At 64.6% G+C, this 15,506-nt stretch carries 14 protein-coding genes; 5 read left to right on the plus strand and 9 right to left on the minus strand.

What is annotated here, in order from left to right:
* Window positions 1–231 precede the first annotated feature (231 nt).
* Entirely contained in the window at window positions 232–657 is a 426-nt protein-coding gene (locus tag ACVWZM_RS16480; protein WP_057015567.1) for an HIT domain-containing protein, read from the minus strand.
* A gap of 105 nt (window positions 658–762) precedes the next feature.
* Between ACVWZM_RS16480 and prmC the strand changes: the two genes are divergently transcribed.
* Window positions 763–1,650, plus strand: coding sequence for a peptide chain release factor N(5)-glutamine methyltransferase (gene prmC / locus ACVWZM_RS16485; protein WP_456853891.1), 888 nt, complete (start codon window positions 763–765; stop codon window positions 1,648–1,650).
* 482 nt (window positions 1,651–2,132) lie between these two features.
* A complete protein-coding gene (locus ACVWZM_RS16490; protein ID WP_076824705.1) occupies window positions 2,133–2,903 on the plus strand; it encodes a DUF4167 domain-containing protein in 771 nt (256 codons plus the stop codon).
* 66 nt (window positions 2,904–2,969) lie between these two features.
* Here ACVWZM_RS16490 and ACVWZM_RS16495 read toward each other — a convergent pair whose 3' ends face one another.
* A complete protein-coding gene (locus ACVWZM_RS16495; RefSeq protein WP_456853893.1) occupies window positions 2,970–3,722 on the minus strand; it encodes a class I SAM-dependent methyltransferase in 753 nt (250 codons plus the stop codon).
* A gap of 185 nt (window positions 3,723–3,907) precedes the next feature.
* On the opposite strand from ACVWZM_RS16495, the gene gloB reads away from it, so the two are divergent.
* Entirely contained in the window at window positions 3,908–4,675 is a 768-nt protein-coding gene (gloB, locus tag ACVWZM_RS16500; RefSeq protein ID WP_456853895.1) for a hydroxyacylglutathione hydrolase, read from the plus strand.
* A complete protein-coding gene (locus tag ACVWZM_RS16505) occupies window positions 4,675–5,106 on the plus strand; it encodes a cupin domain-containing protein (RefSeq protein WP_076824702.1) in 432 nt (143 codons plus the stop codon). The genes gloB and ACVWZM_RS16505 overlap by 1 nt, the downstream gene beginning before the upstream one ends.
* Before the next feature lie 271 nt (window positions 5,107–5,377).
* On the opposite strand, the gene yddG is transcribed toward ACVWZM_RS16505, so the two are convergent.
* The 3 genes from yddG to ACVWZM_RS16520 form a co-directional block, all read right to left on the minus strand.
* Window positions 5,378–6,250 carry an aromatic amino acid exporter YddG gene (gene yddG, locus ACVWZM_RS16510; protein WP_057015572.1) on the minus strand — a complete coding sequence of 291 codons (873 nt, stop codon included), beginning with the start codon at window positions 6,248–6,250 and terminating at the stop codon, window positions 5,378–5,380.
* A gap of 187 nt (window positions 6,251–6,437) precedes the next feature.
* A complete protein-coding gene (gene phbB / locus ACVWZM_RS16515) occupies window positions 6,438–7,163 on the minus strand; it encodes an acetoacetyl-CoA reductase (protein WP_016841131.1) in 726 nt (241 codons plus the stop codon).
* A 168-nt stretch (window positions 7,164–7,331) separates the two neighbouring features.
* Window positions 7,332–8,510 carry an acetyl-CoA C-acetyltransferase gene (locus tag ACVWZM_RS16520; RefSeq protein ID WP_057015573.1) on the minus strand — a complete coding sequence of 393 codons (1,179 nt, stop codon included), beginning with the start codon at window positions 8,508–8,510 and terminating at the stop codon, window positions 7,332–7,334.
* A 313-nt stretch (window positions 8,511–8,823) separates the two neighbouring features.
* Between ACVWZM_RS16520 and phaR the strand changes: the two genes are divergently transcribed.
* Window positions 8,824–9,414: a polyhydroxyalkanoate synthesis repressor PhaR gene (phaR, locus tag ACVWZM_RS16525; RefSeq protein ID WP_057015574.1), complete on the plus strand. Its 591-nt coding sequence runs from the start codon at window positions 8,824–8,826 to the stop codon at window positions 9,412–9,414.
* A gap of 125 nt (window positions 9,415–9,539) precedes the next feature.
* Here phaR and ACVWZM_RS16530 read toward each other — a convergent pair whose 3' ends face one another.
* From ACVWZM_RS16530 to ACVWZM_RS16545, 4 genes are all read right to left on the minus strand, one after another.
* Window positions 9,540–9,926, minus strand: a complete 387-nt coding sequence (locus tag ACVWZM_RS16530; protein WP_076824761.1) for a RidA family protein — start codon at window positions 9,924–9,926, stop codon at window positions 9,540–9,542.
* Between the two features lie 255 nt (window positions 9,927–10,181).
* Window positions 10,182–12,515, minus strand: a complete 2,334-nt coding sequence (locus ACVWZM_RS16535; RefSeq protein WP_456853897.1) for an acetamidase/formamidase family protein — start codon at window positions 12,513–12,515, stop codon at window positions 10,182–10,184.
* A gap of 82 nt (window positions 12,516–12,597) precedes the next feature.
* Entirely contained in the window at window positions 12,598–13,839 is a 1,242-nt protein-coding gene (locus ACVWZM_RS16540; RefSeq protein WP_316398854.1) for an acetamidase/formamidase family protein, read from the minus strand.
* A gap of 40 nt (window positions 13,840–13,879) precedes the next feature.
* On the minus strand, window positions 13,880–15,490 hold the full coding sequence (locus tag ACVWZM_RS16545; RefSeq protein WP_456783213.1) for an amino acid ABC transporter permease/ATP-binding protein: 1,611 nt from the start codon (window positions 15,488–15,490) through the stop codon (window positions 13,880–13,882).
* Window positions 15,491–15,506 lie beyond the last annotated feature (16 nt).

Consider the following 15,506-nt stretch of genomic DNA (forward strand, 5'->3'; position numbering starts at 1 on the left):
TTCTCCGCCGTCATTGCGAGCCAACGGGTCGCGCGAACGCACACCCGATGACAGGCTCCGCGAAGCAATCCATCGGTCCGCATGCGCGGATGGATGGATTGCTTCGTCGCTACAGCGCAAAATTGCTTTACAAATTTTGTCGCGAGCTCCTCGCAATGACGAACTCGATATTGCGCATGGCCTCTCGGGATAGGGATTACGGCATTCCCGCGTCGGACCGGGCCCACCCGCTCACCCACCCAGCGCCGCGATCATCCGCCTGGCGTGATCGGCGAGCACATCCATCTCCGCCTTGACGGTCTGCGCCGGCAGCAGTGCGACGCCGGCCTTCACCGGCATCACATGCATGTGCAGGTGAAACACCACCTGACCGCTGGCGGGCTCGCTGAACTGCTGGATGATGATGCCGTCGGCCGCGAACGCCTTCATCGCGGCGATGGCGATGCGCTTGGCCGACCGCGCCACCGCGGCGAGGTCGTCTTCCGCGATGTCGAGGATGCCGCGCGCGGGCGCCTTCGGAATCACCAGGGTATGTCCCGGCGATCGCGGCATGATGTCGAGAAAGGCAAAGGTCCGGTCGGTCTCGTAGACCTTGAAGCTCGGGACCTCGCCGCGCAGGATCCTGGCGAAGATGTTCTGGTCGTCATAGCCCGTCATGGTCGCGCGTTCCGGATCGCTAGGTTCAGATTCTGACCGTGCGCGCCGGCCGCACGGGGCGCAAGTGATATCGACGCCGCATCGACCATCGGCTAACAACGCGCCATGAGCGAACCCGCAGGACATGGCCAGACCGTCGAGAGCATCAGGCGCAGCCTCACCGCCCGCCTCAAGGCGGCCGGCCACGACGCCGCCGAGCTCGATGCGCGACTGCTGGTCGGCGCCGTGCTGGGGCTCGATCTGACCGGCATGATCACCGGCGCGAAGCGCGCGCTGACGAGGGACGAAGCCGATCGCCTCGAGCACCTCGCGCAGCGCCGCCTCGCCGGCGAACCGGTCGCGCGCATCCTCGGCGTCAAGGAGTTCTGGGGACTGCCGCTGCACCTGTCCGCCGCGACGCTGGTGCCGCGCCCGGACACCGAGACGGTGGTCGAGCGCGCACTCGAACTGCTGCGCGCCGACGGGGTGGCCGAGCGCGCGTTGCGGATCGCCGATCTCGGCACCGGTTCTGGCGCGATCCTGCTGGCGCTGCTCTCGGAACTGCCGAACGCGCATGGCTTCGCCACCGACATCTCGACGGAGGCGCTGCAGACCGCGAGCCGCAACGCCACCGCGCTCGGATTCGCCGATCGCACGACATGGATCGAGTGCGACTACGGCCGCGGGCTCGTCGGCGCGTTCGAGCTGATCGTGTCCAATCCGCCGTACATCCCCTCGGCCGACGTCGCCGGACTCGACATCGAGGTGCGCGCGCATGATCCGCGCGCGGCGCTCGACGGCGGTGCCGACGGGCTCGACGCCTACCGCGCGCTGATTTCGCAATCTGCGGGTCTTTTGACCTCAGGAGGATTTCTGGTTGTGGAAGTCGGACAGGGTCAGAGCGGCGACGTTGAAGCGCTGATGACGGCATCCGGGTTATTCCCAACGGGGCCGCCAAAGGCCGATCTGGGGGGCATCCCGAGGGCCGTTTCCGCCCGCCGGCTGCCCCGATAAAGTCCTATTGGAACGAAAAAAAACCTCTTGGATTATCCCCCGGGAACGACTACGTTCCGGGCACAACATCGGTGCTGGCCCCGTAATCCGTTACGGGTGATGACCAGGGTTCAGCAGAGCCCGCCGATCGAAAGGTTCCAGGAACGCAGGTCATTATAGAGCGCAATAGCCGAAGCTGTGCTGCTCTCGACCGCCAAGCGAACGAAAGCCTGTTATTGCGCTTGAAGACTTACGCACGAGAACTGAGCCTGTCTCAACGGGCGGAATGATTTGGTCGCTGGCGCGATTGCCGGCGGTTGGGGAACGCGTCTTTGCTGCACGCGACTTTGCTGAACGAGATGGTCGGCGACATCGAAACCACTTCGAACGGTATTGCGATTCCGTGTGCCTAGGCGCGCGCCGAATCGGACTCTGGGAATCGGACTTCTGAGAAATCGGACTGTGGACTGCAATAACTTCAGGGCTGGAATAAAAGGCGACAGATGAGAAACGGTCAGAACAACAAGCGGATGCGCAACCGGAATAACAACAACAATAACAACAACAATAACCGGCGCGGCCAGAATCCCCTGACACGGGTGTACGAATCGAACGGACCTGACATCAAGATCCGCGGCACGGCCTCCCACGTGGCCGAGAAATACGTTCAGCTTGCGCGCGATGCGCGCTCCTCCGGCGATCCGGTGGCCGCTGAGAACTACTACCAGCACGCCGAGCACTACTACCGGATCATCGCGGCCGCGCAGGAGCAGTTCCGGCAGAATCAGCAGCCGCCGCGCCCCGACGCCGAGGTCACCCCGACCGAAGACGGCGACGACGACAGCGACGGCTATTCGAGCTTCGGCCAGGAGCCGGGCTTCGTGCCGCAGCAGCAGCAACCTTTCATGCGCGACAACGGCCAGCAGCCGTACCAGCGCGAGCAGCAGCAGCCGCGCGAGCATCGCGAGCGCGACCAGCAGCCGCGTGAGCACCGCGAGCGCGAGCATCGTCCGCAGCCGCAATATCAGCCGCAACCGCAGAACCAGCCGCAGCCCGCGATGGCCGATGCCGGCGGCGTCGATCGCCTGCCCTCGTTCATCACCGGCGGCGCGCAGCCACAGGTCAACGGCGCCTATGAAGGCAATAATGGCGGCGCAGAACGCGGCGAACGGAGCGAGCGCTTTCCGCGCCGCCGCCGCCGTCCGCACGGCCCGCGCCCCGACATGGCGACGCAGCCCGCACCGAGCGACGACTTCAATCCGGGCAACGAGTAATCCTGAAAATCTGTCACCCTCCCTTCACGGGGAGGGTGAATTGTCCGCGTCACGCCTCGGGTCGTGTTACGACTCTGCGTGAGTCGATTTGCGCGTCGCCGTCGAGGACGGCACCAGCACCGGACGCAATGACGGGATCAGCTGCGTGCGCTCGCGACGCGCGGGAATCGCCCGATAGACCTGCTTGGTCGCCTCCACGATATGCACGCCGGCGAACGGCATCGACAGCGCCGCGCCGACCCGCTCCCACGCCATCGCCGAGCGCAGGAACCAGCTGCCCTGCACCGGCGGCATGAACAACGCCTCGCCCCACGACGACGGCGTGAACCAGGTCTGCCGCAACAGCTGCGTGATCTGCGCCCGCGAATAGGGCCGGCCATGGCCGAACGGCGTGGCGTCGGTGCGCGTCCAGACGCCGCGGCGGTTCGGGATGACCGCGATCAGCCGCCCCGACGGCGAGAGCACCCGCCACACCTCGCGCAGCAACCGCTCCGGGTCATCGGACATCTCCAGCGCGTGCACCAGCAGCACGCGGTCGACCGCGGCATCCGGCAGCGGCATCGAGAATTCGTCGATCAAGGTGGCCAGCGCCGGCCGGCCGGTCGGCCATTTCAGCACGCCCTGGGCCGCCGGCATGAAGGCAATGCAGCGCTCGCAGGACTCACGGAACAGGCCGAGATAGGGGGTCGGATAGCCGAGGCCGAGCACGCGCTGGCCTTCCGCGTTCGGCCACCGCGCGCGGATACCCCGGTTGATCAGCTGCCGCGCCACGATGCCGAGGCGCTGCGAATAGAAGTCGCGCAGGTCGATGACGTCCATGGTGTTTAGCCTAACACGCCCCCTGCTGCCCGGGTGCGCCGAAAATTGCATTGCCGCCGGAGCGTTAACGCCATATTTCACCCCTATATTGGGCGCGTTAAAAGCATGACCCGGGAAAGTCGATACCGGTCTTTCGAATACATCATGCTTTGAAAATGTCCGTCCCGTTTGTTCGTGGAGATATCATGACCGCCGAAATTCGCACCTTCAGCTGCCTCACCGACAATTTCGGGTATTTGATCCACGATCCCGCGACCAAGGCGACCGCGTCGATCGACGCGCCGGAAGCCGGCCCGATCATCAAGGCGCTGGAGCGCGAAGGCTGGACGCTGACGGATATCCTGATCACCCATCACCACGGCGACCATGTCGGCGGCGTCGCCGAGCTGAAGCAGAAATACGGCTGCCGCGTCGTCGCCCCGCACGACCAGTCGGCCAAGATCGCCAATGTCGATCTGCGCGCCGCCAATGCCGATGTCATCAAGGTCGGCAGCCTGCTCGCACGCGTGGTCGAGACGCCCGGCCATACGCTCGATCACATCTCCTATGTGTTCGACGGCGAGAAGGCGGTGTTTGCCGCCGATACGCTGTTCTCGATCGGCTGCGGCCGGGTGTTCGAGGGCACCTACCCCATGATGTGGGATTCGCTGCTGAAGCTGCGCTCGCTGCCGGACGATTTCCGTCTCTATTGCGGCCATGAATATACCGCTTCGAATGTGAAATTCGCGCTCACCATAGAGCCCGACAATCCGGCCCTGCAGAAGCGGGCCGAAGAGGTCACAAAGCTGCGCGCCGAGAACAAGCCGACGATCCCGGTGCTGCTCGGCGACGAGAAGAAGGCCAACGTGTTCCTGCGCGCCGACGAGCCCGCGGTAGCGGCGAAGCTGCACATGAAGGGCGCAGATCCGGCGCTGGTGTTCGGCGAGCTCCGCGAGCGCAAGAACAAGTCGTGATGGCCGACCTCTCGGCGGCCGACATCATCGCGCGGCTCGCGCTGCAGCCGCATCCCGAAGGCGGGCACTATCGCGAGACGTTTCGCGACGCGCGCTGCGACGCCAATGGCCGTGCGCATTCGACCGCGATCTACTTCCTGCTGGCGCGCGGCGAGCGCTCGCATTGGCACCGCATCGACGCCGTCGAGATGTGGCACTATTACGCCGGCGCGCCGCTGACATTGCGGATCGCGCAGGACGGCGGCCCACATTCGATCACGCTCGGGCCGGATGTGGCGCGCGGCGAGCAGCCACAGGCAATCGTGCCGGCGGACACATGGCAGGCTGCGGAAAGCAGCGGCGACTGGACGCTGGTCGGCTGCACCGTCGCGCCGGGATTCGAGTTCGCGAAGTTCGAGCTGGCGCCGAAGGGCTGGGAGCCCGCTTCGTAAGAGCTTTTTCCCGTCATCCCCGCGCAAAGGCTTTGCCTTTGTCGCTGGAGGTGCGAGCCTTGCGGCGCAATTGCGCCGCTGGGCGAGCCTCGAAGGATGAATCGGCCACAGACGGGGCCGTCGACCCTTCGAGACGGCCGCGTTGCGGCCTCCTCAGGGTGACGGTGAAACAGTAGCAACAACCCTCTTCGTAGGATGGGTAGAGCGCAGCGAAACCCATCAATTCCTATCTACTCTGCGGGATGATGGGTTTCGCTTCGCTCTACCCATTCTACGTTCTTTTTCTCAGCACCATGTCCTTTGCCGCGATCAGCCCGCCGCCGGCGATCAGGATCGCGGCGATCGCGATATTGGCGCTGGGCTTGGCGAAGCCCGCTGCGATCAGGAACGCGGTCGAGAGCAGCGGCGTGGCATAGGAGGCGGCACCGAGCACGCGGATGTCGCCGCGCTTCATGCCGATATCCCAGGCGAAGAACGCGGCCCCCACCGGACCGATGCCGAGCGCGACGACGGCAAGCCACTGCAGCGGCGTCGCGGGCCACACCGTCGTCTCCACCATCATGTGCACGAGCGCCGCAAGCACGGCGGTCGCGAGGCAGAAGCCTGCCACCGCATCGGTCGGCACCGCCTTGAGCCGGCGCGACATCACCGAATAGGACGCCCAGACGAACGCCGCGACGAAGGCGGCCGCGAAGCCTGGAATCTGCTCTTTTGTGAAGGCGCCGGTGTTGCCGGCGAACAGCAGCACGGTGCCGGCGAGGCCGAGCAGCGCGCCGACGATGTGATGCACCGCAAGCCGCTCGCCCGGCAGCAGCGACGAGAACAGCACGATCAACAGCGGCCAGAGATAATTGAGCAGCCCGGCCTCGGCCGGCGGGGCGAAGCGCAGCGCCAGGAAATACAGCGCGTGATAGCCGAACAGCCCGCCGACGCCGACGACCCAGGCGACAAGCGGTTGCTTCAACGCGCCGAAGGCTGATGGACGCAACAGGAAGCTCGCGAACGCCACCGCGGCGCCGATCGCAAAGGTCATGGCCGCGAGCTGGAACGCCGGGATCGTCCCGGTCGCGACCGTCATGACCGACAGCAGCGACCACATCAGGATGGCGGTCAGTCCGACAAGGGTGGCAGTTCGGGTCGTCATCTCAATTCAATCCGTCGTGGCCGGGCATGACTATCCAAAGGATGGCGGTCTGAAGCCGCTCGCCGATGTCCCGGCCGGCCACGTCTTCCTTCGCGTGTGGCGCGTTGTAAAGACGAAAATGCCCGGCACAAGGCCGGGCATTCGCTACTTGATTGTGCGCGCCTGCGACGCGACGACGCTACTCGCGTCAGGCGTGATACTGGCCGCCGTTCACCGTCAGCGTCGAGCCGGTGATGAAACCGGCATCGTCGGCGGCGAGGAACACCACGGCCCGCGCGATCTCTTCGGGTTCGCCGAGCCGGGCGACCGGAATCTGCGGGATCACGTTCTTCTCGAGCACGTCCTTCGGCACCGCCTGCACCATCTCGGTGTTGATGTAGCCGGGGCAGATCACGTTGACGGTGATGCCGCCCTTGGCGTTCTCCAGCGCCAAGGCCTTGGTGAAGCCGATGTCGCCGGCCTTGGCCGCCGAGTAGTTGACCTGGCCGAACTGGCCTTTCTGGCCGTTGATGGAGGAGATCGAGATGACGCGGCCGAACTTGCGGGCGCGCATGCCCTCGATCACCTGGCGCGTCATGTTGAACAGCGAGCCGAGGTTGGTGTTGATCACGGCATTCCACTGCTCGACCGTCATCTTGTGGAACGCGGTGTCCTTGGTGATGCCGGCATTGTTGACGAGCACGTCGACCGGGCCGAGATCGGCCTCGACCTGCTTGACGCCGGCCGCGCAGGCGTCGAACGATGCGACGTCCCACTTGTAGACCGGAATCCCGCTCTCCGCCTTGAACTTCTCCGCCGCGGCGTCATTGCCGGCGTAGCTCGCCGCCACCTTGTAGCCCGCCGCTTTCAGCGCCTTGCTGATCGCAGCTCCAATACCGCGCGTTCCGCCCGTCACCAATGCAACACGTGCCATGTCCGTTTCCTCCTTGGCCGTCTTTTATGACCGGATAACTCCGGCCTACGCACTCACAACCCCTCGAAACAAAAATGCCCGGCGCAAAGCCGGGCATCTTATTTATCAGCTCGCTTCGCGGTTGACAGATGATCTTTTCATCACCTAACCGGCCTCGCTGCCTTTTGTTCAGTCGCGTGCAACGCACATAGCGATGCCCATGCCGCCGCCGATGCACAGCGTCGCGAGGCCCTTCTTGGCATCGCGCTTCTGCATCTCGTGCAGCAGCGTCACCAGCACGCGCGCACCCGACGCGCCGACCGGATGGCCGATCGCGATCGCGCCGCCATTGACGTTGACCTTGGCCGGATCCCAGCCGAGGTCCTTGTTCACCGCGCAAGCCTGCGCCGCGAACGCCTCGTTGGCCTCGATCAGATCGAGGTCGGCGATGTTCCAGCCGGCCTTCTTCAGCGCGGCGCGCGAGGCGGGGATCGGGCCGGTGCCCATGATCTTGGGGTCGACGCCGGCCTGGCCCCACGACACGATGCGGGCCAGCACCTTCTTGCCCTGCTTGGCGGCTTCCTTGGCGGTCATCAGCACGACGGCGGCGGCGCCGTCATTGATGCCCGAGGCGTTGCCGGCGGTCACGGTGCCGTCCTTCTCGAAAGCCGCGCGGAGCTTGGCCATCGCGTCGAGCGTGGCGCCGTGGCGCGGATACTCGTCGGTGTCGACCACGATATCGCCCTTGCGGGACTTGATGGTGACCGGGACGATCTCGTCCTTGAACTTGCCGGCCTTCTGCGCCGCCTCGGCCTTGTTCTGCGAACTGACCGCGAACTCGTCCTGCTGCGACCGGGTGATCTGGTACTGCTTGGCGACGTTCTCGGCGGTGTTGCCCATGTGGTAGCCGTTGAAGGCATCCCACAGCCCGTCCTTGATCATGGTGTCGATCAGCTCGAGCCCGCCCATCTTGACGCCGCCACGCAGATATTGCGCGTGCGGGGCCATGCTCATGGATTCCTGGCCACCCGCGACGACGATCGAGGAATCACCGTTGAGCAGCGCCTGGTAGCCGAGCGCCACAGTGCGCAGGCCCGAGCCGCAGAGCTGGTTGACGCCCCAGGCCGGGCTTTCCACCGGGATGCCGGCCGCGATCGAGGCCTGGCGGGCCGGGTTCTGGCCCTGCGCGGCGGTGAGGATCTGGCCCATGATGACTTCGGAGACCTGACCGCCCTCGACGCCGGCACGCTCCAGCGCCGCCTTGATGGCGATGGCCCCGAGGTCATGGGCCGGCGTGGTGGCGAAAGCGCCGTTGAAGCTACCGACGGGGGTGCGGGCGGCGCTGACGATGACGACATCGTCTGACATGGACATCTCCTATGGGTTGTAGCTGGGTTTCTCGACGGCGGGCGGCCGATTTGGCGGGCCTGTCTCTTGACGGCTATCCTGTAAACCTCGTTGAGACATGTCAATCGCACTGTCGGGCAAATCGCGCCGCGACGCACTCAAAATGACGCCCTTGGCACTTTCCTGAGCAAATCCTATGCTTTGGAATTAACCGCACAGCACAAAACTGTAGCCGAACCGCTTTGAAAATGCTTACCTTTGCTGCGATGCGTTGCATTTTGCCCTGCGGCGATGCCGTAGGGTTCCAGGTTCTTCGGTGTTGAAGTGAGAGCCCATGGCAAAATCTGAACAACCGACCACGATCAAGAAATACGCGAACCGGCGGCTCTATAATACCGGGACGAGCACCTATGTCACGCTCGAGGATCTCGCGGCGATGGTGAAGGAAGGCGAAGATTTCCTCGTCTATGACGCCAAGACCGGCGACGACATTACCCGCTCCGTGCTCGCGCAAATCATCTTCGAGCAGGAAAACAAGGCCGGGCAGAACCTGCTGCCGACCACTTTCCTGCGCCAGCTGATCCGCTTCTACGGCGACAGCATGCAGATGGTGGTGCCGAAATATCTCGAACAGTCGATCGAGACGCTGACCAAGGAACAGGAAAAATTCCGCAAGCAGATCGCGGGCGCGCTGAGCGGGACACCGTTTGCGCCGCTGGAAGAACAGGTCCGCCGCAACATGGAGCTGTTCCAGCAGACCTTCTCGATGTTCAAGCCGTTCGTGCCGCAACGCGGTGGCGGCGAGGCCGACAAGGCGCCGGAGCCCACGCCCGATGACGGCAACATCGACGATCTTCGCCGCCAGATGAAGGACATGCAGGAACGCCTCGAGCGCATGTCGCAGCCGACGAAGAAGGACGAGTAGGTCTCGTTCAGGTCCGCTGCCGGCCCGGCCGGACCTCCGGCCGCCATCACTTCTGAAGTCCTGACGGCGGCTCTCGCCGACGTCGGGCGGTCTCCGTCTGGTCGAGCATACCCTCGCGGGCGCGTCTATGCAGGCCGGCGGCAGACGAGATCGATTTCGATCAACGCATCATAGGCGAGACCGGTGACGCCGACGCAGGTGCGGGCCGGCAGGCGGTCGGACGGGAAATAGCGGCGATAGGTCTCGTTCATCGCCGCATAATCTTCCTTGAAGCGCGTCAGATAGATGCGCGACATCACGATATGCTCGAGGCCGAGATCGAGGCCCGCAAGCACCACGCGCAGATTCTCCATCACCGCGCGGGTCTGCGCCACGATGCCCTCGGGCAATAGGCCGGGTGCGGCCGGCGTATCCGGCATCTGGCCGGTGACGAAAACGAAACCATCCGTCTCGACCGCGTGGCTGAACGGCGCGACCGGCTTCGGGCCGCCGGATATCATGTGAAATTGCAACGACGTCTCCTCGCCTGCTCTCTGATGGATCATGATGCGTTTCTACGGAATCGCATCATGATCTCATGTCTTTGTTCGAGCACGATCTTTCATGCTCTAGTGTCCCGAATCCGAAGTTCGCATCATTTGCCGCACCTTCGGAGCGAACTTCGGATTCGATAAGGACACTAGCAAACTTATGATTCTAGTGTGCTTTATGAATGCGAAGTTCGTGAAAGTGGCTGCCGCGAAATCGCACGAACTTCGCATTCAGCACTAGTTTTGCGGCGCGTGATCGAAGACGCGCTTGCTGAGAATGGCATGGACGCCCCAATTGCCGTCCACCACCTGCGTCACGCCGAAATCCACCGCCACCGACATCAGCGCGATCGCCTCGTCCTCGGTAAGGCCTTTGATGTTCATCAGGAAGCGCCGCATCTTGCGGAACGCATCCTTCATCGCGAGATCGAGCGACGAGGTCGCGTAGACCTCGCTCTGCCCCTTGGCGCCGAATTCGGCGAGATAGTTGGGATGACTGAAGCCCATCAGCACCCAGTCGGCTTCGGTCTCGATCAACGGATAGGTAAGATCGGCGAAGGGCTGATTGGTAAGCTCGTTCTTCTTGTGCAGGATGACCTGGAATGTGCCGGTCATCGAGCATTCGATGGCGGTGCCGCCGAGTTCGCCGTCACCCTGCGCAGCATGGGGATCGCCGACTGACAATAGCGCGCCCGGCACCGACACCGGCAGATAGACCGTCGAGTCCTTGCCGAGCCGCCAATTGTCGAGATTGCCGCCGAAATATGCGGGCGGGACGGAATCGACAAGCTCGGCCTCGCGCGGCGCAAGCGCGATGACTCCGAAATGCGGGCGCAGCGGAATGCGGATGCCGTCGAGCACGTCGTGGCGGCGCCGCACCGATGACGGCGGGATCGGGATGCCCGGATAGTCGTAAGTCTTGTGCAGCGTCCCGAACGGATCGGTCTGCGGCTCCCAGCGATAGGAATACAGCGCACGGGCATGCGGCGCGTCATCGTCGTCGACGATCTCGTAGATCGTCACCGCCTCATGGGCGTTCTGCTCGGCAAGGAACTCCTTGTAGTGATAGCCCCACCAGGCCGCGACGCTGCTGCCGAACACGCGGCCCTCGAAGTCCGGATTGCGGCTCGCGCGCGGCGCGATGTCGAGGATGCGGATTTCCAGTACGTCCCCTGGCTCCGCATCCTTCACGGCCACCGGCCCGGTGCAAATGTGAACGCCGAATCCCTCGCCGGCGCCGCGGCCGTAGATCGAGGCATCGAGCGGGCCGGCGCCGCGGCGATCGACGTTCTTCCGATCGCGCGTCCAGTGGAACACGCTCTCCGCGCCTGGATCACCCTTGATCATGCGCTCGGGATCGTCGGAGGCGTGCTGGGTCAGCGTCTCAATGGTGATGGTGTCGCCGGAGCCGATCTCGACCTGCGGCGGCAACGAATGGCTGAAATAGCCCCAATGCACGCGCGAGGCATCCGCGGCGAGATGGTGATGGCGCGGCGCGTCCGCGATCTCCACGTCGTGCGCGTTGAACGGCGCAGCCGTCCTGCGCGCCAGCGCTGCGCGCCGGCTGCACAGCTGCGCCAGCGCCTGTTGAGGCCAGCCGCGTTGCACCGTGGCCGCGGATGCGGTCTGCCGCTCGGCTTCATGCTGGCGGAATTCGCGCGGCGACAGACCGAAGCGCTGGCGAAACGCGCGGCTGAAATGGGCAGAGTCGTTGAAGCCGACGCGGAACGCGATCTCGGAAATCGAACGATGCGCCTCGGCGGGATTCGACAGATCGGCCCAGGTGCGCTGCAGCCGACGTTCGCGCAGGTAATGCGTGAAACTGGTGCCGGCCCCCTCGAACAGCTTTTGCAGATAGCGTTCAGAAATGCCCTCGGCACTGGCGATTTTGACCGGCGTCAGACCGGGTTCCTCGAGGCTGCGTTCGACGGTCTGGCACAGGCGATGCAGCGTCGCTGCCTTGGAAGCGCCGCCGCCGCGATCGCCCGCCGTCTCGCCGTGCTGACGCATGAAGGTCGGCAGCAGATCGGCGAGACTTCGCGCCAGCGCCGTCCATTCGACATCGGACAGCGCGTCGAGATCGCGCGCGGCGAGCTCCATCATCTGCGCGAATACGCTGCCAAAGCCGCCGGGCTGGAGCACCCGCACCTCGCCGCCTTGCAACGTGGCGCGATGGCGATGTGCCGGTTCGGACGTCACCGACAGCACTACCGCGCGCATCTCGCGCTGGAACGACACGCTCCAGTCCCCTGCGCGTGGCAGCAAGAGAAGATGCCGCGCAGCAACGATCTGATAACCGGTGGTCGTCTTCAGCGCCACCCCGTCTTCGAGCGGCAGCAGCACCAGCGGATGATCGGCCACAGCATCCGTGCGCGGCGACACCGATTGTGGCCCTGCCGAAAGCCTGGCCAGCGTCACGCCCTGAAAGCTGCGCCGCACCGCGATGGCATGGCCGGCATGGGTGCTCGTGGCGACCGTGGGCTGCAAGCCGACCGACGCCAGGACGTCCCGCCACGCCTCGGGGCGGTCGCCTTCGGAGTAGGATTCACTCGTGAACGGACGCAACCTCATGCATCGACCTTTATGGCCGAAGCGAAGCAATCTCCGTGCCATCCCCAAGGATGACACGTCCTGCTCGGTGGCCGGCGCGTGATCAGTCACACCGGAACACGTTCTTGCGGATGGTCCCGTGCACGCCCCAATTGGCGTCGACCACCTGCGTCACGCCAAAATCTGCCCCCACCGACATAAGCGAGATCGCCTCGTCCTCGCTGAGCTTGTGCACCGTCATCAGGAAGCGCCGCATCTTGCGAAAGGCGTCGCGCATGGCGCGGTCGAGGCTGGAGTGATTGGCGATTTCGAGCTGCGCATTGGCGCCGAGCTCGGCGAGATAGTTCGGGTAGGTGAAGCCGTAGACCGACCAGGCGTCGGGGGTTTCCAGCATCGGATGCGTCAGGCCTTCGAGCTGTGTGCCGCCGAGATCGCGATGCTTGTGCAGGATGAATTCGAAATCGCCGGTGAGCGAGGTCTCGATCGCCGTGCCGCCGAGCTCGCTGTCGCCCTGCGCGGCATGCGGATCACCGACCGAAAAGAACGCACCGGGCACCGCAACCGGATAGAACATCTTGGCCCCCTTGCCGACGCGCCAGTCGTCGATGTTGCCGCCGGTATAGCTCGGCGGGATCGAGGAGACGAAATCCTGCTCCGACGGCGCGAGGCCCATGGTGCCAAAATGCAGCCGCGCGGGCACACGGACATTGCTCAGAACATTCTCACGCTTGACGACGGTGGCGTGATCGACGCGGACGCCGGGATAATCGATGGTCGGGTGCACGATGCCATCAGGATCGGTCTGCGGCGTCCAGACATAATTGTAGACCGCTTTGGCGAAGGGCTCACCCGACGCGTCGAGCTCGAAGATCGTCACCACCTCGCGCGGCTTCGGCTCTTCGATCAGGTCGTGATAGTGAAAGCCCCAATTGGCCGCGACGTTGGAGCCGAAGCATTTGCCGGCATGGCAGGCGTTGCAGGCCGGCCTCGGTCGCACGTCGAGAATGCGAACCTCCAGCACGTCGCCCGGCTCGGCGCCTTCAATCGCCACCGGACCGGTGAGCAGGTGCACGCCGACGCCTTCGCCGGAGCCGCGGATGAACGGCCCTTCGATGGGCCCCGAACCACGCCGCACCACCGCCTTGTGCTCGCGCGTCCATTTGAATACGCTCTCGGCACCCGGATCGCCCTCGATCATGCGCTCGTAATCGTCATTGGCGTGATGCGTCAGCGTCTCGATGGTCGCGCGGTCGCCGGACTTCAGCGTCAATGCCGGCGCCACGACCTTGCTGAAATAGCCCCAATGCACAGTCTTCGCAGATACCGGCAGCAGATGATGTTTCACGCAGGGGTCCTCACGCGGATGGAAACGGAACGGGTTCTATTCATGCGACCTCGGCCTCCATGGCATTGAGGAAACGCTGCGCGACCGGATTGCGCGGATTGCTCAGCACCTCGTCGGCCGGGCCCTCCTCGACGATCGCGCCATCCGCCAGCAGCACCACGCGATCAGCGACTTCACTGGCGAAGCGCAGTTGATGGGTTGAGATGATCATGGTGAGGCCGTCTTCCACCGCGAGGCGACGGATCACTTCAAGGACCTCATTGACGAGTTCGGGATCGAGCGCGGAGGTCGGCTCATCCAGCAACAGCACGCTGGGATTCGGCGCGATCGCACGGGCGATGGCGACGCGCTGCTGCTGGCCACCGGAGAGATGCCGCGGCAACGCATCGGCGCGGTGGCTGAGGCCGACGCGCCCGAGCAGTTCGGTCGCCCGGCGATCCGCATCGATGCGCGACACGCCATGCACCCAGCGCAGCGGCCCGGCGATGTTCTCCTTCGCGGTGAGGTGACCGAATAGGTTGAACTGCTGGAACACCATACCGACACCGACCTCGGCGCGCGCCTGCGCCAACAGTCGCGGCGACAGCGCCTTGCCGCTATCGCTGAAGCCGAGCCGGCGACCGCCGACCTTGATGCTGCCGTCGTTCCAGAGTTCGAGATTGTTGATACAGCGGAGCAGCGTGCTCTTGCCGGAGCCGGACGGCCCGAGCAGCGCGACCACCTCGCCGATCCGCACCGTGAGATCGACGCCGGCGAGCACCATTTGCTTGTCATAGCTTTTGCGCAATGCGGCAACATCGACCGCCACATTGTTCCGCTTCAGGATCTCGTTGCGTTTGGCACGATCGACACGCTCGGTCTGCGCCCGCGGCGGCGGCAATTCGGCGACACCGGCATCGGGCAAGATCTCGGGCGGCGCGTCCTCGGCCGCAATCAGCGGATCATCGAATCCCTGCGCGCGATACCCCGGCATCATCCGCATCAGCTTGATCTGCTTCGATGCGCGGTCGAGATCGAACAGCCATTCGAGGAACAGCTGGATGCCGGCGATCGCCGCGGTAAGGAACAGATAGATCAGGCCCGAGGCGAAGAAGATCGAGAAGAAATCGAAAGTTGCCGACGCCATCTGGGTCGAACGCAACGTCAGCTCCTGCACGGCGATCACCGACGCCAGCGAAGAATTCTTCAGCGCGCTGACGGTCTCGTTGCCGAAGGCGGGGATCATCGAGCGGATCGCCTGCGGGGCGATGATCCGGCGCATCAGGACGCCGGGCGTCATGCCGAGCGCCTGCCCGGCCAGCACCTGGCCGCGATCGACGCCGAGCACGCCGGAGCGCAGCATCTCGGCGATGAACGGAGCTTCGTTGCAGGCCAGCGCGAGGCCGGCGGCGAGAATGGCCGGTAGCTTGATGCCGATCTGCGGCAGGGCATTATAGGCGAACACCATCTGCAGGATCAGCGGCGTGCCGCGAAAGATCACGGTGTAGACCCGGGCGAAGGACGCCAGCGCCCTGAAGCGGCTGAGTTGCATCCACGCCAGGATCACACCGAGGATCAGGCCGCCGAGCAGACCGAGGGCGGTGACCTGCAAGGTCGCCTGAATGCCCTCGATCATATACGGCATGGTCAAATAGTGGAGGAACAGCTCCATGGAGCATGTCGTCCTT

This window comes from Bradyrhizobium sp. USDA 4501 (assembly GCF_054062115.1).

Coding starts and splice junctions, on each gene's coding strand:
- ACVWZM_RS16480 (WP_057015567.1), bottom strand. CDS start 657: ATGACGGGCTATGACGACCAGAACATCTTCGCCAGGATCCTGCGCGGC.
- prmC (WP_456853891.1), top strand. CDS start 763: ATGAGCGAACCCGCAGGACATGGCCAGACCGTCGAGAGCATCAGGCGC.
- ACVWZM_RS16490 (WP_076824705.1), top strand. CDS start 2,133: ATGAGAAACGGTCAGAACAACAAGCGGATGCGCAACCGGAATAACAAC.
- ACVWZM_RS16495 (WP_456853893.1), bottom strand. CDS start 3,722: ATGGACGTCATCGACCTGCGCGACTTCTATTCGCAGCGCCTCGGCATC.
- gloB (WP_456853895.1), top strand. CDS start 3,908: ATGACCGCCGAAATTCGCACCTTCAGCTGCCTCACCGACAATTTCGGG.
- ACVWZM_RS16505 (WP_076824702.1), top strand. CDS start 4,675: ATGGCCGACCTCTCGGCGGCCGACATCATCGCGCGGCTCGCGCTGCAG.
- yddG (WP_057015572.1), bottom strand. CDS start 6,250: ATGACGACCCGAACTGCCACCCTTGTCGGACTGACCGCCATCCTGATG.
- phbB (WP_016841131.1), bottom strand. CDS start 7,163: ATGGCACGTGTTGCATTGGTGACGGGCGGAACGCGCGGTATTGGAGCT.
- ACVWZM_RS16520 (WP_057015573.1), bottom strand. CDS start 8,510: ATGTCAGACGATGTCGTCATCGTCAGCGCCGCCCGCACCCCCGTCGGT.
- phaR (WP_057015574.1), top strand. CDS start 8,824: ATGGCAAAATCTGAACAACCGACCACGATCAAGAAATACGCGAACCGG.
- ACVWZM_RS16535 (WP_456853897.1), bottom strand. CDS start 12,515: ATGAGGTTGCGTCCGTTCACGAGTGAATCCTACTCCGAAGGCGACCGC.
- ACVWZM_RS16545 (WP_456783213.1), bottom strand. CDS start 15,490: ATGGAGCTGTTCCTCCACTATTTGACCATGCCGTATATGATCGAGGGC.